At 68.1% G+C, this 18,374-nt stretch carries 21 protein-coding genes and 1 pseudogene; 6 read left to right on the top strand and 16 right to left on the bottom strand.

Annotated elements, in window-relative coordinates; genetic code table 11:
- The first annotated feature begins 74 nt into the window (after positions 1–74).
- The 4 genes and pseudogenes from SPR02S_RS00860 (at position 75) to SPR02S_RS00845 (ending at position 4,102) form a co-directional block, all read left to right on the top strand.
- A complete protein-coding gene (locus SPR02S_RS00860; RefSeq protein WP_019055039.1) occupies positions 75–656 on the top strand; it encodes a SigE family RNA polymerase sigma factor in 582 nt (193 codons plus the stop codon).
- A gap of 327 nt (positions 657–983) precedes the next feature.
- A pseudogene (locus tag SPR02S_RS54905) lies at positions 984–1,712 on the top strand (AMP-binding protein); the annotation flags it as partial.
- Positions 1,713–1,845: 133 nt separating this feature from the next.
- Positions 1,846–3,510: a long-chain fatty acid--CoA ligase gene (locus SPR02S_RS00850; protein WP_019055037.1), complete on the top strand. Its 1,665-nt coding sequence runs from the start codon at positions 1,846–1,848 to the stop codon at positions 3,508–3,510.
- Positions 3,511–3,697: 187 nt separating this feature from the next.
- Entirely contained in the window at positions 3,698–4,102 is a 405-nt protein-coding gene (locus tag SPR02S_RS00845) for a hypothetical protein (protein ID WP_026150088.1), read from the top strand.
- Positions 4,103–4,105: 3 nt separating this feature from the next.
- On the opposite strand, the gene SPR02S_RS00840 is transcribed toward SPR02S_RS00845, so the two are convergent.
- From SPR02S_RS00840 to SPR02S_RS59745, 3 genes are all read right to left on the bottom strand, one after another.
- On the bottom strand, positions 4,106–4,684 hold the full coding sequence (locus SPR02S_RS00840; protein WP_019055035.1) for a hypothetical protein: 579 nt from the start codon (positions 4,682–4,684) through the stop codon (positions 4,106–4,108).
- A 180-nt stretch (positions 4,685–4,864) separates the two neighbouring features.
- Positions 4,865–5,329 (bottom strand): hypothetical protein, encoded by a 465-nt coding sequence (locus SPR02S_RS00835; protein ID WP_043257996.1) that lies wholly within the window; start codon positions 5,327–5,329, stop codon positions 4,865–4,867.
- Positions 5,326–5,769 (bottom strand): ATP-binding protein, encoded by a 444-nt coding sequence (locus tag SPR02S_RS59745; protein WP_078622770.1) that lies wholly within the window; start codon positions 5,767–5,769, stop codon positions 5,326–5,328. Before SPR02S_RS59745 ends, SPR02S_RS00835 begins: the two co-directional genes overlap by 4 nt.
- Positions 5,770–6,012: 243 nt before the next feature.
- On the opposite strand from SPR02S_RS59745, the gene SPR02S_RS00830 reads away from it, so the two are divergent.
- Together SPR02S_RS00830 and SPR02S_RS00825 are read left to right on the top strand one after the other, a co-directional pair.
- Positions 6,013–6,876 carry a DUF5753 domain-containing protein gene (locus SPR02S_RS00830; protein ID WP_043257979.1) on the top strand — a complete coding sequence of 288 codons (864 nt, stop codon included), beginning with the start codon at positions 6,013–6,015 and terminating at the stop codon, positions 6,874–6,876.
- Positions 6,873–7,094 carry a DUF397 domain-containing protein gene (locus SPR02S_RS00825; protein ID WP_019055032.1) on the top strand — a complete coding sequence of 74 codons (222 nt, stop codon included), beginning with the start codon at positions 6,873–6,875 and terminating at the stop codon, positions 7,092–7,094. Before SPR02S_RS00830 ends, SPR02S_RS00825 begins: the two co-directional genes overlap by 4 nt.
- Before the next feature lie 203 nt (positions 7,095–7,297).
- On the opposite strand, the gene SPR02S_RS00820 is transcribed toward SPR02S_RS00825, so the two are convergent.
- The 13 genes from SPR02S_RS00820 to SPR02S_RS00760 all read right to left on the bottom strand — a co-directional run bounded on the left by SPR02S_RS00820 (position 7,298) and on the right by SPR02S_RS00760 (position 18,373).
- Positions 7,298–7,558, bottom strand: coding sequence for a hypothetical protein (locus SPR02S_RS00820; protein ID WP_019055031.1), 261 nt, complete (start codon positions 7,556–7,558; stop codon positions 7,298–7,300).
- On the bottom strand, positions 7,555–7,791 hold the full coding sequence (locus tag SPR02S_RS00815; RefSeq protein ID WP_019055030.1) for a hypothetical protein: 237 nt from the start codon (positions 7,789–7,791) through the stop codon (positions 7,555–7,557). Before SPR02S_RS00815 ends, SPR02S_RS00820 begins: the two co-directional genes overlap by 4 nt.
- A 73-nt stretch (positions 7,792–7,864) precedes the next feature.
- The gene (locus SPR02S_RS00810; RefSeq protein ID WP_019055029.1) at positions 7,865–8,776 is read right to left on the bottom strand and encodes a glycoside hydrolase family 25 protein; all 912 of its coding nucleotides are present in this window, start codon (positions 8,774–8,776) and stop codon (positions 7,865–7,867) included.
- Positions 8,777–9,180: 404 nt separating this feature from the next.
- Entirely contained in the window at positions 9,181–9,606 is a 426-nt protein-coding gene (locus tag SPR02S_RS00805; protein WP_158697760.1) for a hypothetical protein, read from the bottom strand.
- 15 nt (positions 9,607–9,621) lie between these two features.
- The gene (locus tag SPR02S_RS54900; RefSeq protein ID WP_019055027.1) at positions 9,622–13,440 is read right to left on the bottom strand and encodes a carbohydrate binding domain-containing protein; all 3,819 of its coding nucleotides are present in this window, start codon (positions 13,438–13,440) and stop codon (positions 9,622–9,624) included.
- A gap of 2 nt (positions 13,441–13,442) precedes the next feature.
- A complete protein-coding gene (locus tag SPR02S_RS54895) occupies positions 13,443–15,671 on the bottom strand; it encodes a phage tail tape measure protein (RefSeq protein WP_019055026.1) in 2,229 nt (742 codons plus the stop codon).
- Between the two features lie 28 nt (positions 15,672–15,699).
- Entirely contained in the window at positions 15,700–15,909 is a 210-nt protein-coding gene (locus SPR02S_RS00790; protein ID WP_019055025.1) for a hypothetical protein, read from the bottom strand.
- A complete protein-coding gene (locus SPR02S_RS00785; RefSeq protein WP_019055024.1) occupies positions 15,906–16,397 on the bottom strand; it encodes a DUF7426 family protein in 492 nt (163 codons plus the stop codon). The genes SPR02S_RS00790 and SPR02S_RS00785 overlap by 4 nt, the downstream gene beginning before the upstream one ends.
- On the bottom strand, positions 16,397–16,891 hold the full coding sequence (locus SPR02S_RS00780) for a phage tail tube protein (protein ID WP_019055023.1): 495 nt from the start codon (positions 16,889–16,891) through the stop codon (positions 16,397–16,399). The genes SPR02S_RS00785 and SPR02S_RS00780 overlap by 1 nt, the downstream gene beginning before the upstream one ends.
- Before the next feature lie 12 nt (positions 16,892–16,903).
- Entirely contained in the window at positions 16,904–17,335 is a 432-nt protein-coding gene (locus tag SPR02S_RS00775; protein WP_019055022.1) for a minor capsid protein, read from the bottom strand.
- Positions 17,332–17,682, bottom strand: a complete 351-nt coding sequence (locus SPR02S_RS00770; protein ID WP_019055021.1) for a hypothetical protein — start codon at positions 17,680–17,682, stop codon at positions 17,332–17,334. The genes SPR02S_RS00775 and SPR02S_RS00770 overlap by 4 nt, the downstream gene beginning before the upstream one ends.
- A complete protein-coding gene (locus SPR02S_RS00765; protein WP_019055020.1) occupies positions 17,679–17,996 on the bottom strand; it encodes a hypothetical protein in 318 nt (105 codons plus the stop codon). The genes SPR02S_RS00770 and SPR02S_RS00765 overlap by 4 nt, the downstream gene beginning before the upstream one ends.
- On the bottom strand, positions 17,993–18,373 hold the full coding sequence (locus tag SPR02S_RS00760; RefSeq protein WP_019055019.1) for a hypothetical protein: 381 nt from the start codon (positions 18,371–18,373) through the stop codon (positions 17,993–17,995). The genes SPR02S_RS00765 and SPR02S_RS00760 overlap by 4 nt, the downstream gene beginning before the upstream one ends.
- Between the last annotated feature and the right edge of the window lies 1 nt (position 18,374).

The raw sequence follows: 18,374 nt of genomic DNA, 5'->3' as shown, positions 1-18,374 counted from the left end.
ACAACCTGAGGCGGACCCTGCTTCGGGACCTGCGGGCGATCCGCGGGAGTGGGGGTCGCTCATAGCGTGGAGCCATGACCACAGCAGTCTGCACCAGCGCGTCGGACGCCACCGCACGGGCCGCCACCCGGCCCGCACTACGGGGTACGCAGACCCTCACGTACCCGTCGTTCTCGTCGTACATGAGGGCCAGGCAACCGGTGCTGCTGCGCACCGCACGCTCGCTGACCGCGAATCCGTGCGACGCGGAGGACCTGTTGCAGACCGCGCTGACCAAGACGTATGTCGCCTGGGAGCGGATCGAGGACCACCGGGCGCTGGACGGCTATGTCCGCCGGGCGCTGCTGAACACGCGGACCTCGCAGTGGCGCAAGCGCAAGGTCGACGAGTTCGCGTGCGACGAGCTGCCCGAGCCGGAGGCGGTCGGCGGCGCGGAGGACCCGGCCGAGCAGCAGGCCATGCACGACGCGATGTGGCGGGCGATCGCGAAGCTGCCGGACCGGCAGCGGGCGATGGTCGTCCTCAGGTACTACGAGGATCTCAGCGAGGTCCAGACGGCAGAGGTGCTCGGGGTGTCGGTGGGCACGGTGAAGTCGGCGGTGTCGCGGGCGCTGGGCAAGCTGCGGGAGGACCCGGAGCTGGTTCTCGCCCGCTAGGGCCTGTCTGACAGTTCCCGTCTGCCTCGCGACGCCATGCACGCTCCCCCACTGCCTTAAGGGCGTGGGAGGGGCCCCCACTCGCCGCACCGGGCGCAGACCCAAGTACGTCCAGTACGAGGGTCTACGCCCGGCACTCCCCCAGCCTCCGGCCGGGGGGACCCCCAGAGCACGCACCTGACGCCGCGAGGCCGCCCTCCGGGCGACGACGGGAATTGTCAGACAGGCCCTAGCCGGGGCGACGTGATGTGATCGATCACCCAGCCCTAGTGACATACCGTGCGGTATGTGAGCAGAATCAGCGCGACCCTTACTACCGCGTAGGCAATGTCGCCCCGGGAGGACGCCGTGCTGAGCACCATGCAGGACGTACCGCTGCTGATCTCCAGGATCCTGACCCACGGGTCGACGGTCCATGGAACATCGCAGGTGATCAGCTGGACCGGTGAGGGGGAGCCGGAGCGCCGTTCCTTCGCGGAGATCGGTGCGCGCTCGGCCCAACTGGCGCACGCCCTGCGCGAGGACCTGGGCGTGACGGACGGCGAGCGCGCCGCGACCTTCATGTGGAACAACTCGGTCCATGTCGAGGCATACTTCGCGATTCCCGCCATGGGTGCGGTGCTGCACACGCTCAACCTCCGTCTTCCGCCGGAGCAGTTGGCGTGGATCGTCAACCACGCGGCGGACCGGGTGGTGATCGTCAACGGTTCGCTGATCCCGCTGCTCGCCCCGTTGCTGGCCAAGCTGCCGACGGTCGAGCACATCGTCGTCTCCGGCCCCGGCGACCGCACGCCCCTCGAAGGCGCCCACGCGCGCGTGCACGAGTACGAGGACCTCATCGCCGGCAAGCCGACCACGTACGACTGGCCCGAGCTGGACGAACGCCAGGCCGCCGCGATGTGTTACACCTCCGGCACCACGGGCGACCCCAAGGGCGTGGTGTTCAGCCACCGTTCGATCTACCTGCACTCCATGCAGGTCAACATGACCCAGTCGATGGGCCTCACGGACCAGGACACGTCACTGGTCGTAGTGCCCCAATTCCACGTCAGTGCGCGCAAAGGGGGAGGGAGGCGGCGAGGCCGTTTGGCCTGCTCACCACCCCCGCCGACCGCTCGGCGTTCTTCCGTGGCGCACCGCGCCGCCTGCGGTAAGAGTGGTGCCGGTCGCGTGATCGCTGGAGGTCGCCATGTTTAGCACCATGCAGGACGCCCCGCTGCTCGTGAGCCGCATCCTGCGGCACGGCGTACGGGTCCACGGTTCATCGACGGTCATCACCTGGACCGGGGCCGGGGAAGCGCAGCGGCGCACGTTCGCCGAGGTGGGCGCGCGTGCCGCGCAGCTTGCTCACGGACTCCGTGAGTTGGGTGTCGGCGAGGGGGACGTGACGGGAACCCTGATGTGGAACAACGCCGAGCACGTCGAGGCGTACTTTGCTGTCCCGTCCATGGGGGCGGTGCTCCACACGCTGAATCTGCGGTTGCCGACAGAGCAGTTGAGTTACATTGCGCGCCACGCCGGCGACAAAGTGATCTTGGTCAACGGCTCGTTGGTTGGGTTGCTGCTGCCGCTTCTTGGGAACCTGCCGCGGCTTGAGCACGTGGTCGTTTCCGGCGCGGCGGCGGACGACGCCGGAGCAGCGTTGGCCGCGGTTTCCGGTGTGCAGGTTCACGAGTACGAGGAACTGCTCGCGGGGCGTCCCACGGTCTACGACTGGCCGGAGCTGGACGAGCGGCGGGCGGCCTCGCTCTGCTACACGTCCGGGACCACCGGGGAACCCAAGGGGGTCGCGTATTCGCATCGGTCCATCTATCTGCACTCCATGCAAGTCAACATGGCCGAGTCGATGGGGATCACGGATGCGGACCTGTCGCTTGTGATCGTGCCTCAATTTCATTGCAACTCTTGGGGCTTGCCGCACGCAGCGTTCATGACCGGCGTGAACCTGCTCATGCCGGACCGATTCTTGCAGCCTGGTCCGATCGCCGAAATGATCGAGCGTGAGCGACCGACGCATGCCGCGGCTGTGCCTACGATTTGGCAAGGCCTGCTTGCCGAGTTGACCGCGAAACCGCGCGACGTCAGCAGCCTGACACAGGTAACGATCGGCGGCTCGGCCTGTCCTCCCGCCCTGATGAAGGCATTCGACGAACTTGGAATGCGGGTCTTCCACGCTTGGGGCATGACGGAGACGTCGCCGCTGGGCACGGTGGCGAGGCCGCCAGCCAAGGTGGCGCCGGGTTCCGACGAGGAGTTCGCCTATCGGCTCACGCAGGGACGGTTCCCGGCGGGCGTCGAGGGGCGGCTCATCGGTCCGGGCGGCGAAGAACTTCCGTGGGACGGTACGTCGGCCGGTGAACTGGAGGTGCGCGGGCCCTGGATCGCCGGCGCATACTTCGGCGGGGTCGAGGGGGAGCCCACGCGACCGGCGGACAAGTTCAGCGAGGACGGTTGGCTGAAGACGGGAGACGTCGGGACGATCAGCCCAGACGGTTACCTGACCCTCACCGACCGGGCAAAGGACGTCATCAAGTCGGGCGGCGAGTGGATTTCGTCGGTCGAGCTGGAAAACGCCCTCATGTCCCACCCCGACGTTGCCGAGGCCGCCGTCGTGGCCGTCCCCGATGAGAAGTGGGGGGAACGGCCGTTGGCTACCGTCGTGCTCCGGGAGGGTGCCGCGGCTGACTTCGTCGCCCTCCAAGCGCACCTTGCCTCTAACGGGATCGCGCGGTGGCAGTTGCCGGAGCGGTGGGCCGTGATCGCTGAGGTCCCGAAGACGAGTGTGGGGAAGTTCGACAAAAAGGTGCTGCGGGGACGCTTCGCGGAGGGGGCGTTGAAGGTCGAGCGGGTCTGAGATTTGGCAGCCCCGCCCATCCGCCTCGGGGGAACGACGGACGGGCGGGGCGCCCCTCCTCAAAGGCGCGCGCCCGATGGCCGCCTAAGAGGGTCTTGCAACCCCTGCCGGTCACTCACCCCGCTAAGGGGTGAGGGGTGACCAGAAGGGGCGTCTAGGCCCGACCGGTGGAGCTAGGCTCCCGTTCATGGCCGAGGCTTTTGTCAGTGGCGACGTGCTGCACCTTGCCTGCGGTATCTGTCCGTCGCGCCGCTTCCCTGTCGGAGGGTTCGACGTCGTCGAGAGGCCGAGTGCGGAATGCCCCTTCAATCCGGTGGACGGGCATCGGTATGCGGCTGATGGAACGCCCGTATGCGTTCACCCGGACAAGGTGGGGTTGCCGGTCGGTCGGTACAAGAGCCAAGGCGAACAGGTGACCGTGCGGCTTGCCCTGCCTGCCGATGAAGCGGAGTTGATTCCGTACCTTCGCGACCTGCTGTACGGTGCAGCGCCGATGTTGCTTGAGGATCTGATCGAGCAAGCATCTGCCGAGATTCCGCGTGCCTTTCCCGGTGTCGACGTGCTCGCGACGCTGCGCCGCGCCCTCAGCTAGCCGCTATGCGGCGGCAAAATTGATCGTGTGTTCCTTGCCCGACCGGTGGAATCCCGCCGCGGCGTACTTGTCGTCGAGGATGAGCAGCCGACGCCTGGCCTCCTCGTGGCCGATCCAGTAACGGGGGTCCGGCACACCCCACGCGAGGGTGTACGCGGTGTCGGTGTAGTCGCCGACCGAGTAGTCGTGGTGCTCCTTGTCCGTCTGGTGGATCACGGAGATTCCGATGCGGTCCGCGATCCTCGCGAGCAACTGGGGCTGCGCGATCATGGCGTGCATCATCTCGTCGACGGGAACGGCGACGGGGATCTCGGTCATGTCCTCGTCCTGGCCGCCGAGTTCGTACACGGCGGCTTTGAGGGACAGGGCGCGCAGTCCCTCGGTGAGCAGCGGGCGCTTGTCGGTGTCGAGGTTCCACTCGCTGATGACGGGGAAGCCGGTGAAGCAGGTCCATGCCTCGTCGTACGCCAGGGCGGCGGCGCTGAAGGCGGGGAACTCCGGGTCGCTCTCGATCGCCGACATGATCTGTCGGGCGCGCTCCGCCACCTGCTTGGGGGCGGGGCGGGAAACGGTTGCGCTCACTCTGCACTCTCCTTTGTTGGTTGCGTGCACGTGCTGACCTTGCCGACCGCCCCACCTGCTTTCGGTCTTCCGGTTCCTAAGCAGGTGGGGCGGAGTCTTTGACCCGTTACGCTCGGCCTCAGCGGGTCGGCCCGGGGTCCAATCCACCTCGGGGCGGCCCGTCCTTCTGTGTTGTGCTGCTCACACGTGGTAGGTCGTGCCCCAGCGCATCGCGCCGCGTGCGTGGCATTCGCGTACGTGCTCGGCGATTGCTGTTTGGCCGGCGCTCGCGGTGAGGGGGTCGAACAGGACCAGGATTCGCACCGGTCCGCCGGCCTCGACCACGTTCACCCACGACCGCGCGGCGGGCAGGCCGAGCCGTTTCTCGCCGTCGCCGTAATCGAGCCACGGCGTGCCCTGCCGTATGCGGATGCGGTGCCCGATGTGCGGCGGGGGGCCGTCGTGTGGGCCGAGGTACAGCGCTTCGGCGAACGCCCGCATGCCGTCGCTGATGCTGTTGACACTCTCGTTGTCGAGGCGCGGCGGCGCGTGGTAGGCGAGCACTTGGGCGACGGGAAACAGGAACTGCTGATGCACGCCGGTCACCAGGCGGATACCGGCGACGAACCCGGGGCCGGGTGGCGCCTTCGCTTCGGGCACAGTCACGATGTCTTCACCTCCGCCCACACGATTTTTCCGAATGGGCGGTCGCCTACGCCCCAACTGCCGGGGCATAGGGCGTCGAGGATGATCAAGCCTCTTCCGCGGTCGCGGTGGTCGGATGCTGGGCGGGGGTGAGGGCGTCGTCGAACAGGGTCGTGTACCTCGACGCGTGTTCGGGTGTCGTCGGTGTCTAGTTCGATACGTAGAGAGTCGCCGGGCCGGGTGCCGTATCGAATCGAGTTGGTGACCAGCTCGCAGGCCACCAAGACGACCGTCTCGACGTGGTCCTCGGACGCGTCCGGAAAGTTGTGCTTGACGTACTGACGTACGAACTCGCGTGCAAATCCTGCTGACTTGGCTTCGCCTGCCAGTAAGAGAACTGGCGGTGGGCCGACTTGGGCTGCATGGGTGGCGGGCATGGCGTCCCGCCGTCGTTCAGTCATGGTGTCCCCTCACGGGCAAGTCCCAACACGAGCATGGCATTTCGTCTCACGCGTGTGGGCACAATCGCATTTCTCTCCCCCAGAGTGCTCCTCGAACCATGTGTATCGCAAGGGCGCGCATACTCGTGTAGAAAATTGCATATGACACCAGGAGGAAGGGGTGAGATGGCAAGTCAGCAGGTGACAGGCGATGAGGGGGCACGGCAGACTGATGGACCAGACACCGAACAGGAGGGGGGAACCGTGAGTGCGCCAACTGTGCGCCGGCGGCGACTTGGTGCGAAATTGCGCGCCCTGCGCGGCGACCTCACCCTCGATGAGGTCGCGGACAGCTCCGAGGGGACGTTCATCTCTTCGAAGCTGTCAAGGATGGAAACGGCCAAGAGTGCGGCCAAGGCGAAGGACGTCGAGGATCTGCTCGACCTGTACGTACGGCTTGACCGAGAGGTCAGCGACGAACTGCGCGCGGCCCTGGTCAAGCTCACAAAAGAGGGCGGACAGCGCGGTTGGTGGCACTCGTACCGGGGCGTCCTCACGCCGGTGTACGAGGATCTGATCAGCCTTGAGGCCGAGGCCGAATCAGTCTCGACGTGGCAACTGGGCTTGATTCCTGGCCTTCTCCAGACTGCCGAGTACGCGCGCGAGATCATCCGCGCGACGGCGATGTCCGAAGCGATCGAGGCCCGTGTCGACGCGCTGGTCGAGGTGCGCCTCGCGCGTCAGGCCGTGCTTACGCGCGAGGAACCGCTCGCACTGTGGGCGATCATCGCGGAGCAGGCCCTACGTTCGACCTCCGATGACGCGAGCCTGATGCATGAGCAGTTGGGACGGCTGCTCTCCATGGGGAAGCGTCCGAACGTCAACATTCAGGTACTGCGGTCGGACGCACCATTGCACGTCGGACTGACGGGAACGTTCACCATCTTGGGGTTTGGTCCACACCCTGACCTGGACGTCGTCCACGCCGAATCGCTGACGTCGGCCCTCTACATCGAGGACCGCGACAAGGTCGCCACACACCGCGATGCGTGGCAACGCCTTACGTCTGCCGCTGAGTCGGTCGAGGCATCGGCGGAACTGATCACCGAGATAAGGAAGAGCACATGAGCCATGTTGGCGACGCTTCGACTCTGCCAGTGACGTGGTGGAAGTCTTCGGCGTCTGCGGCACAGTCTGACTGTGTCGAGTGCGGAATAGTCGACGCCGAGACGATCGCCGTTCGGGACAGCAAGAACCCGCACGGGCCCGCGCTGCTGTTTACCCGCGAGCAGATGACCACCTTCGTCACTGCTGCGGTCTCGGGACGGTTCGGCGGTCTTGAGTAGGGAGCCGTACCAAGAGCGACGGCCCGCCCCCGCGCGATTCGGGGGCGGGCCGTCTGCTTGCGGGCCGGTGTGAGCCTATGGCGAACAGGCGGCGTGGGAAAACAACACAACGCCCCCCACACACGGCCACGAACGGCCGCGTGTGGGGGGCGTTTGGCTGGGTGCCTACGGTTCGAGGATGGTGCGGGTGCGGTCGGCGGCTCTCACTGGCGGGCGAACTGCCACAGGGACACGGCGAGGCCGAGAACAGCAACCAGGGCGGCGAGCGACGGCAGGGGCCACCGGGCGCGTTCGAGGGCGTCGAGGCGCTGGTCGTGGTCGGCGATCTGCCGGTCGGTCTGGTCGCCGCGCTGTACGAGCAGGGCGAGGGAACCATCGACTCGGGCGAATCCCTCGGCCATGGTGCCGCGTAGCTTCTCCAGTTCGACGGCGACCGACTGCTCGGGCGGGGGTGGCAGGGTCACGCGCTACCGCCCTGGTCGTCGTCGACCAGGCCGAGGCCGACGCGGTCGAGGAACTGCTCGACGGCGGGCAGGGCCATGACGCGGGCGAGGCCGGCGGCGACGGCGAGGGCGCCGGCGACCCACGGCAGGGACTCGGGGATGCCGGACGCGGTCACGACGGCGGGGAGGGCGACGGCGAACATGACGACGCCCTGAATGACGGTGCGAATGGTGCGCTTGTTGGCGGGGTTCATGAGGGGTTCCTCGTTTCTGAGAGTGCGGGTACAGGGGCCCGCCCCGGCGCGGTGCCGGGGCGGGCAGGGGTGGCTACTTGCCGTAGGCGAGACGGAACAGGGCGGCCCAACCCTTCGGGCCGATCTTCACGTCGTGGGTGGTGCCCTTGGCGCGGTAAGTCGGGTGCGCGTTGTGGAACTTGGCCACGGCTGCCTGAGTCGCCGGTCCGTAGTTCGGGGACTCCTTGACGGTCTTGGCCATGTAGCCGGCGGCCTTGAGCGCGCGCTGAAGCGTGACGGCCGACGGCGCGGCCTTGTTCGGGGCGAGGCCGGTCGGGAACTTCGGCGGGGTGTACGTCGCCGGCTCGTCGCCGGCGTCGCCCTTTGCCCACTCGCGCAGTGCTGCGGGGGACATGTAGGCGATGTTCCGGTCGAGGGGGGTCGACGTGAACTGCCAGATCGTCACCGTGCGGTTGGACGGCTTGGGGCGGGCGGCGGCCTCGGCGCGGGCGTAGGTCGCGGCGCCCCACGGGTAAGCGGGGTACCACAGGGGAACGCCCGACGGGACGTGCCCGGCTGTGATGTCCGAGGCGGACGTGTAGATGCCGACGACCTGCCCGGGGAACGCCTTCTTGACCGCGGCGATCCACGCCGAGGCGTACGCCTTGATCTGCGCGGCCGACTGGCCCTTGTAGTTCCGGCCGTCGCTGTAGCGCTCAAGGTCGAGCCAGTGCAGGAACCCGGCGCCGGCGTACGGCTTCACGGCGGCGATGTAGTTCGCGGCCTCCTTCGCCGCGGACTGGTTCGGCCACGCGAAGTGGTACGCGCCGACGACCAGGCCGGCGCCCTTGATGCCCTTGATGTGGGTCGCGAACCGGGCGTCGCGGCTGTTCTCGCCCTCGGTCGCCTTGGCGAACGCGAAAGTCAGGCCGTCGGCCTTGAGTGCGGTCCAGTTCTGTGCGGACTGGTACGCGGACACGTCGAGGCCGCGCGAGGTGCTGGTCATACGGGGTGCCTCCTGGGCATGAAAAAACGCCCGGCGCGGTGCGCTCGGGCGTACGTGGTGAACGGGTTGGGCAGACGTAACTTGGACAGACTCAAGATCGTTGGCGCGGCATGAACAACACGAAGCGCGTAGTCGTTGGGCTCGCCCTTGCCGGGGCCGCTCTCGCCCTATCCGGAACCAACGCTGTGGCGGACCCTCAACCCCCCGGAGGGGGACTCCTCAGCGCGCTGGGCATTCTTGGAAATGGCAACGCCAATGAGGACAACAGCGAGAACCACAACGTTTCCGCAGGTAACAACCAGCAGTTCTCAGGTGATGGGAACTCGAACACCGTGACGTCCACTAATGCCGGGCAGTCCGTAGACCAGAGCATCCACGGCTAACCAGCGGACGAGGGACAGCGCTCAGTCCTGAATGAAGGTGATGTGCAGACGCAGGTTTCTGCCGCTGCCGGCGGTGGTCGCCTCGCCGACGATCGGTTCGCCGTTGGTGGTGCGCAGGGTGCAGATTCCGTCGGTGCCGACGACGAACCCGCCCTCGGCGGTGCCGTCGTCCCAATTCCCGTTGATGGTGCCGCTGGTGGGCCGCCACCCGGACGGGACGGTGCAGCACGCCGTGTCGGCGAGGTTGCCGGCGCCCGAGACGGCGATCGTCGCCCCGGACCGGAACAGGTACATGTTCAACTCGACGTTGTGGCCGGTGCGGTAGCCGCGGAAGTCGCTGACCGTGAACCCGGTCGCGGCCACAAGTCCCGTTGCGGTGGTGAGAGTTGGCGGTCCGTCGTTGAGCCGGTCGTCGGTGATCCGCATTCCGGGCTGCCACAGAGTCACGCGGGGGATGCCTCCTTACAGGGCGACAATGGCGGGGTACGCGAGCCGCACGTCGGCGCCCGCGGCCTGCGCCTTGACGATGTTGTTGCGGCTGCGGCCGACCGTGAACACCTGCGGGTTGATCACGTCGACGTTGTCGTACCGGATCTGCACGGTGGCCGCGTTGGTGTTGCTGGCGGTACGGATCGAGCGGGTACCGATCTGGTTCGCCGCGCTGATCGCTGCGTCGGTGGCCTCGATACGCCAGTCGCTCGGCTCCGCGCTCGACGCGAGCCACCCTTTGACGCGCAGCGTCGTCCCGCGGCCCTGGAACCGCACCCTGACGAACTGTCCGGCAACGTGCGTGACGGGCACGGTGTAGGTGCCGAGTTCCGTACCGACGTCGGCGACGAGCTTGCGCAGGGACAGCACGACCGTGTTGGTCGTGCTGAACTGCACCCGGACCATGTACATGGTCGAGGAGTCCAGCATCCGGGCCGTGACCGCGCCGTACAGGCTGTCGCCGGTGGCCAGGGCCGACGTCGTGATGTCGGCGTAGATATCGAAGTCGGCGTGCGCCGCGGTGACCGCGGTACGGCGCGAGGTCTCGGTCGTCGACAGGGTGTGCACCCCGTAGCCGGATCCAACCGAGTAGTCCGACGCCGAGCCGCCCCCGACGGTGGACCAGGACGGGCCCGAGTCGGACACGCCCCAACTCCCGGTGACGGTGCGGCCGAAACTGTCGAGCAGCCATGACGCCTTGGGCTGCGTGAGGCGGACACCCCACACGTACCAGATGTCGCCGGTGGTCGGGGTCGCTCCGTGGCGGGCGCGGACGCTCGCCCGTGAGGCGGTGGCGGGAGCCGTCAACGACTGCTGTACGAACGTCCATTGCCCGACGGGCACGGCGACCGCGCTTCCAAGTCCCGTGCTCAGGAACGTGTTTGTGGCGTCATACCAGTCGATGACCGGCCGGACGTCGCTCCACCCCTTGGGGGAGTACGCCCACATGGACGCAACGTAGGTCGCGCCGGGAACGATCGCGCCCGTATCGCTGCGGGCGGCGACCGCGCCGCCGGACGTACCGACCCCGTCGGGGGTGATCAGCAGGGAACCGGCGGCCTGCGGGTGCAGAACCGCGGTCGAGCGGCCGACCGCGGCGGCCTGCCCGCTCCAGCCGCTTGCGTCCGACTCGAAGAACGGGTTGCCGTTCAACAGCCGGCCCGGCGCGGCGACGGTCATCACCTCCCCGCCGACCCGCACATCCCATGGGTAGTCGTACGCGTTGCTCGTCCAGGTCTGCCCGGCGGTGGTGAGCACGTTCACCGTGGCGGCGGTGTCCGTCGCCGCGGTGGCGAGCTGGGCGCCGCTGGTGTCGCACCACCGGAGCGGGATCTCGTCGACCACGCCCACCGACCAGGGGCCGGCGGGCGAGCAGGTGAACGTAATCGTCCACGTGCGGGGGAGGACGGTTTCCGTCCAGCCGTCGACCAGCAGCTCGACGACGCCCGACCCGGTGAACCGCTTGGGCAGGTTGACGATGCGGATCTTGTCGCCCTCGCTGAGCGCGAGGACGGACGGGATGAGTTCGGGGAACTTGTGCAACAGCAGAGTGACCGACGGATACCGGTTCTCGTCCCAAGTGGACAGGTGGAGAAGCCAGTTCGCTACCGGGTCGGTCTGCTCGTCGGCGGCCAGGTTCAGCGTCTTGGAGTCGTCGACCAGGCCGATACCGTCCGGCGGGTCCTGGACGGACAGGGGGCCGTCGTCGAGGACCGCGGTACCGGTCGATCCTCCCTTGCGTTGCACGGCCCATTCGTTGCGTACCGTGTCGTCCTCGATCGGCTCGAACGGTGGCGCGAGGTGACCGGCGGCGTAGTCGAGGACGAGGGCCGGCTGTTGGTTGTAGAGGGCGGCGCGGGTGCGGTACTTCAGCTCGCGTCCGGCCATGGTCTCGCCGAAGATCCCGCCGTCGGCCTCGGCGCACTCGCGCAGCAGGTCGAGCAGCGGGGCCGGACTCTGCGCCCCCACGGGAACCGTGTCGTCCGGGTCCCCCACGATGGTGAGCAAGACCCCTTCCTCTTGGGAGAGTCGGCGCATGCGGGCGCCGGCGGTCTCGCCCGCCCACGCGTCAACTGCGTTGACGTACGCGGCTGTTGAGTCCGTGGGCCAGACCGAGAGGTGACCGAGGGCCAGGCCGTTCAAGGCCGAGGCGTAGCCGTCCGCCGGGGAGGCAACGGCGGTCGGCCGGCCGATGGCGCCGGGAGTCGTGAAGTAGACGCCTCCGGGGTCGCCGCCGACGTCGGTCCACACGATGCCGAACTTCACGTTGGCGCCTTGCTGGGCGACGGTGAAGTTGACGCGCTGCCACCGGTTGAAGATGTCGGCCCCGGTGGCAATGTCCTGCGTGGACAGGGTGTTGCCGTCGTCGTCCTTGGCGATGATCCGGCTACTGAGCCCGTTGGTTGTCGAACCGAACTGGATCAACCACTCGCGCACGGTGCCGGTGCTCAGTACGCGCATGAACGTCCACCGGGTGGTGGGCAGCGTGTCGAGCCGGTACATCCACTGCACGGACCACGACGTAAGCGCGGTGCTCGGCGCCGGAACGCGGCCCATCATCACGGGCAACTGTCCGGCGCCGGCGGCGAGGACCGGCAACGGGCCGGACGAGGCAAGGGTGTTGGCCTGCGCCCACGTCACATTCGACAGGCGCAGCGGGCCCACGCCGGCGATCGGCGAGGACGCCTGAGCCGAACTCGCGCCTTCCTCCATCGGCCAGTACGCGAGCGGCTTGTAGGACGGGATACGGCGGCGCAGCGCGGACGCGAGCGGCTTCGCGCCCTGGCCGAGGCGGCGCAGGATGCCCGCGGCCGTGATCGGCGTCCACGCGTCCTTTTCCGAGGTGGACCACTTCGGCGGCCACTCGGGCACCTCGCCCTCGAACCGCACGATGCGATCCGTGATCGCGGAGCCTGCGGCCAGCGTCCACGCGCGGCCGGCCGAGTCCGTGAATGAGGTGGTGCCGACCGGCTGTGCGGTGAAGTCCGGTGCGGCAACGACCGTGCCGTCGATGCCGCTGCGCACCTCGGCCCGGTAGACGGTGCCGGTGACCGCGCGGCGCGGCGGGGTGACGTCGGTCTGTTCCGGCGCGATCGACAGCGGCGCCGTGCCGCTGAAGATGGTGACCGGCGCCGTACTGGTCAGGTCGCCGCTGAACTGCGTCCACGGGCCGGCGAGGGTCGGTGCCCAGTACAGGCGCAGGGTGAACCCGCCGGCGCCGTTGTCGACGTCGAGCGTGCCTCGTACCGCAGCGTGGCGCGGCAGAGCGGCGGGCAGTGTCGCGAACCCGCCCCCGTCGACGGTGGTCCCTCCGCTGGTGGTGTTCAGGTACAACACCCCTGCTCGCACGATCAGGTAGTACGAGCGGTTACCGGCCGCACCCCACTTGCCGATCAGGAACTGAGTCTCGGACGAGAACCAGTTCGCCTCGCCCTCCCACCGGATATCAAGATCCCCGGTGATGTCGAGGGCGGCCACATCGGGTGTGGTGGCGCGGTCGGCGGTGCCGGGCATTTCCAGGTGGACGGGGCCGCCGGGGAGCGTGTAGCGGAAGGGGGTGTTGCGGTTGAACAGGCCGTAGTACGGGCCTTCGGGGTTGCGGGGTGTGTACGTTCCGTCGAGGTTGCGGATGGTGGCCGCGCAGGCGGCGGGATCGGTGGCGTTCGACTTGTAGGGGCGCCCGCGGGTGTGGGTGATCGGATCGCGTGTGTAGAGGTCGCCGGTGATGTCCTGCCATGCGGAGCCCATGCGCAACTCGCCTTTGAGGCCGAGCGGCTGGTCGGGGAAGGCCACGGTTACGCACTCCTTCCGGTGACGGCGAATTGGACGTTGCCGCCGCGGACGTTGACCGCGTCCCGGAACACCGAGAGCAGGAAGTCGCCGACTCGGCTGCCGTCCGAGGTGAACGTGACGACCGGCTGTGTGCCTCCGCCACTCGTGGCGCTTGCGGTCTGTGCGGCGACATTCGCCGCGGTCGCCTGTCCGGCTGTGGGCACGGACACGAGATTGGACATGGCCCGGTCGACCGCGCCGGAGCCGGATTCGATTCCGTCGACGACGCCGGCGGGAATCCACCGACCGACCTCACGCGCCATGACCTTGGACGGCGATGCAATACCGAGTGCCTTTGCGACCGGCCCCGGAATGACTTCCTTGGCCCAACCGGTGATCTTGTTTCTGAGCCAACTGCCCATGGAAACGATGCCGTTCCACAGGCCCTGAACGATGTTCTTTCCCTTGCCGACGAGCAACTCGGACAGATTGTTTCCGATGGCCTGCGAGAGGCGCCCTGGGAGTCCGCGAATCCAGTCGACCATTTCGGTTGCCTTGCCGACGGTCGCGTTTTTGATCGCGGTCCAGTTTTTGACGATCAGACCGAGCAGTGTCCAGTTAAGGAACAGGTTGTACAGGCGCCCGGGGATTCCCTTGACCCAACCAACGATCCCGTTCCACCACGACACGGCGGTATCCCGGATCGAGGACCAATGGCTGATCAGCAGACCGATCAGGGTGAAGTTCATGAACGCCTGAACCATCATGTCCTTGGCCCAGATCAGTTTTCCGACGATCCAGTCCCAGACAGCGAGCGTCCACCCCTTGATCTCGTCCCAATAGGTGATGACGAGCACGACCAGGGCGGCGATAGCCATACCGACCCAACCGACCGGGCCGAGGCCGGCGATCCAGGCGGCGGCCATCTCCGCGCCGGCGATCGTCGCCGCGACACCGATCGCGGCGAACGCCGCACCAATGACCACTGCGGCGGCGGTGAACTCGGCTCGGTGTTTGCCGACGAATCCGAAGAACGTGGTCAGGACCGGGACGACGTTGTCGCCGAGGAATTCGACAAGGTTCTGCTGCATCGAATTCTTGAAAGCGGTCAGTTGTGCCCCGGCATTGTCGCGCAGGTTGTTGCCGAGCTTGTCGGCTGCGCCGCCGACCTCGCCGAGACCCTTCGCGGCGGTACTCGGGTCCATCGCATAAAGCGCTTTTCCGAGGTCTTCGGCCTGAGTTCCAAAAAGTGCGGTCGCGGCTTGCGACTGCTTGATCGGGTCCTTTATCGCGCGGAGCCGATCGAGGGTGGTGTCGAGCGCGGCCGTCGCCGAGGTGCCGCCCTTGCCGAACTTGGCGGCCATGTCGTCGGCATTCAGGCCGAGAGCCTGAAAACCTGCCGCTGTGCTCGCCGAGCCGTTAACAGCCCGGAGACCGAATTCCTTGATGGCGTCCGCGGCGATATCGGAATCTCGGGCGCCTGCCTGAATGGCCTGGTTCATCAGGCCAACGGCCGTGGCGCCGTCCAATCCCGCCTGACGGAATTGCGTGCCGTATTCGTTGAAGGTATCGACCAGGTCGTCGGCTTTATTCGCGGACGACTGGAATCCCTTGGTGAGGACGTCGAACGCCTCGTCGGCCGAGGAGACGAGACCGGTCCGCAGCATCTGCGAGACCGCGTTCGTGACCCCGCCGAGGTCCTGGTCGAAGGTGCTGGAGAGGTCGGCGACCTTCGTCGAGATGGATTCGATCTGCGCGTTCGTCGCGTCTGGCGGGAGCAGGCCGGCGCCCATGGTCGCCTTGATCGCCTCGGCGGCACCCTGAAAGTCTTCGGTGACCGCGGACGAGTACAACTCGCCGGCGACCTCGCCGTACCGCTTCGCCTCGGCCGGTGTCGCGCCGAGCTGCGCGCCGAGCTTGGCCGTGATCTGCCCTTGGCCGATGGCCTCGGACAGGCCGGCCATGAGGGCGGCGCCGAGCGCGCCCCCGATCACGCCCATGGCAAGCCCCTTGAGCTTGCCCGTGAGGGTGTCGCCGGCTTCCTCGGCGCCGTCGCCGGCGGCTTCGTCGAGGCCGTCGCCGAGCGCGCTGCCGGCGTCCTCGCCGCCGGCGCGGGCGCGCTGGGTGATGCGGGCGAGGGCGGCCCGTAGCCGGTTTTGGAAGCTGTCGAGGCCCTGCTCGCCTCGCTGTCGTCGACGGTGATCGTCGCGGCGAGTTCTCCCACTGTCAGGGCCATGCGCGGGCCTCCTCACAGGGGGCCGCGCACGCGGGGCGCGGTACTCAGTTACGCCGGGGCTTCTTCGGCTCCGGTGGGGGGTTGAACAGGCGTTGAATGCGGGAGTCGGCGGAGAGCAGGCCGAAGATGCGCACGCGCAGCCATCGCCACGACCGCTCGTCGAGCAGGCCGGGCGCGCCGACGTCGACGCCGTAGAACTCGTGTAGGTCGGCCTCGACGAGCGGCCACTCGTCGAGGAGTTGCGCCCACGTCACTTGTGGGCTGCGCCGCTGCTGCCCTTTCCTCCGCGCCGGTTGGCCGGGCGGTGCCTCGTACCACTCGAAGAGCCCCGAGACCGGGTCTTGTTCGCCGCGCCCGATGTACTGCGGCGCTGCTCCCGGTTCGGGGCCAGTTGAGAAGGGTCGCCGCCGGTGTTCCAGTACGCCTCTGCGCGGTCCTTGCTTTGGATGATCCACACCATGGCGGTCACGGCGGCGTGCTTGAGCATCGGCCACTCGACGCCGTCGGCGACCATCTCGGCGTGCGCGGTGCCCAGCACGTCGGCGTACATGTCGCGCTCGGCCGCATCGGCGAGGACTTCGCGGTCGGCCTGTCCGCCGTCGGCGGCCGTGGCGGCGGCCTGCATGATGGCCTGCACCCGGAGACCGGTCGCCGCGGACGGCGCGGGAACCCGGTACACCTTGCCCTTGATGGGCAGGGGCAGGGAGTCATCGAGCAGGTTCCCCAGTTCGTTGAAGGCCATTACGAACCACTCCCCGCAAGTGGGTTGGTGATCGCCGTCTTCGCGCCCTTGCCGGTGAGCGTGACCCCGACGGAGTCGAGGTCGTCGGTTGCTCCTCCGTCGGGGTCCCACGTGACCAGGGCGCGGCCCTCGTAGGCGTCGGCGCGGCCTTCGCGGTCGTACCACCGCACGTGGACGGTCGCGCCGCTGCCGAAGCTCTCGGCCGCGAGCCTCAGCTTTTCCTGAGCCGCGTTGAACGCCTTCGTCGTCGGGTGGTAGCGGTGCAGCATTGTCAGCTCGACGGACCACGCGAGTTGCGTCACGGTGCTGTCGGCCCAACCGCCGTCCTCGTAGGTGGTGGAATCCTGCTGCGTGGGGTCGACCGCCGGGTCGAACTCCTGGATGCCGGGCATCATCACCCACGAGGGGGTGCTCGTCGAACTCGTGTCGAGTTCGAGGCGGTAGCGGCGTGCGAGTGCGGTCTCGGTCTCGGCCGGCTGTACGGGGGTGGACAAGGGACGGTCCTCCTACTCAAGTCGGGGGTGCGGCCGGTGAGCGCGCAACGCGTAGTTGCTGGTCCGCTCGAACCTGCCGAGGCTGTCGGCGCCGAGCGGCGCGGCGGACTGACGGGTGATCAGCACGACGCGGGCCGTGCCGAACAGGAACGGGCCGGAGTTGTGCAGCACCTCGAACACGGCGTCGTCGAGGGCGGCCACCTCGCGCGGATCGGGTCCGGCGCGGGTACGGGCCTGCACGAACACGGTGGTGTCGGTGAGGTGCTGCGAGTTGGCCGTGTCGTAGGCAGTGAGCACGACGGCGCGGTCCGGACTGTCCGGCATGACGGTGTCCGTGATCGCTGTCTCGCCCGTCTCGTACACACCGTCGGGCCGGTAGGTGGCCACCTCGGCGGCGTCGAGCAGGCGGGCGAGGCCGTCGACGATCTCGACAAGGAAGCTCACCGCAGCGACCGCCGAACCTGCGCGGCGATGATCTCCGTAATCGTGCCGTTCTCCTCGTGCAACGGCCCTTCCAAAAACTTCGCCGTACGGCCGTGGTCGTGGCGGTAGGTCAGTTCCTCGTGCTGGCGCACGGCATACGGAGCGTCGTAGGACACGGCGGCTGTCACGGACTGCTCGTCGACGGAGACGACGCCGGAGCGTTCCAACGTGCCTTCCTCGATCGGCACGCGCTGTCGGGAGACTTCCAACAGGTGTTCCGCGCCCAACCGAGCCCCGCGCACGGCGCCTTGACGCATCGCGGCGAGGGCGGCGTTCCCGTTCCATCTGATCCGGGCGCGCTGGGTCACTCGCACATCACCTCCGTGGACGCGGGCACGGGCAGACCGGGCGCGGTGTGGTGGGCGACGTTGATCGCGGTGGTGGTGCGGCCGGTGGGCAGGGTGACCCGTGATCCGGTCGGGCAGTTGAGGTCTGGGCCGGCGTAGATCTGCGCGGTCGAGACGACTTCGGCGCCGGTCGCGTCGCGTACGCGCTTGATGGCTTCGGCGACCAGGGCGGGCACGTCCTCGGTGGGTGGGCCGTACTTCGGTCCGTACGCGCTGGTGCCGAGGTACGGCTCGATGGTGATCCGGTGGACGAGCAGCCACTCGGGGACGTTCACCAGATCACCCCCGGCAGCAGTCCGGCGCGCGTGAGGGCGCGGTGCGCGCGGGGCGCGAGGTCGACGTCGCCCGCCGCGGCGGGGACGTCCTTACGGCCGGACAGGGACACGGGGCCGATAGAGACGCTGTCCCACCGGCCAGCCGCGCCCGTTCCGTCGTCGCCGGTCGCGGCCCAATACTCGATCTGATCGCCCACGGCCTCGGCGAGGGCGGTCACGACCTTCGGATCGGTAGGCATGCCCGCGCTGTCGGTGCGGTAGACGGCCGTCAACAGGGCATCGTCGATGTCCTCGGACGCCCGCGCGAGCAGCCGGTCGGCGTCCGCCGGGGGCTGGCCGGTCCACACCTGCTCGGGGGTGGCGTAGACACGGCCCACC

It is taken from the genome of Streptomyces prunicolor NBRC 13075, assembly GCF_000367365.1.
GTDB lineage: Bacteria > Actinomycetota > Actinomycetes > Streptomycetales > Streptomycetaceae > Streptomyces > Streptomyces prunicolor.
The sequence above is the reverse complement of the archived record's forward strand: the minus strand, read 5'-3'. Positions and strand labels throughout refer to the sequence as shown.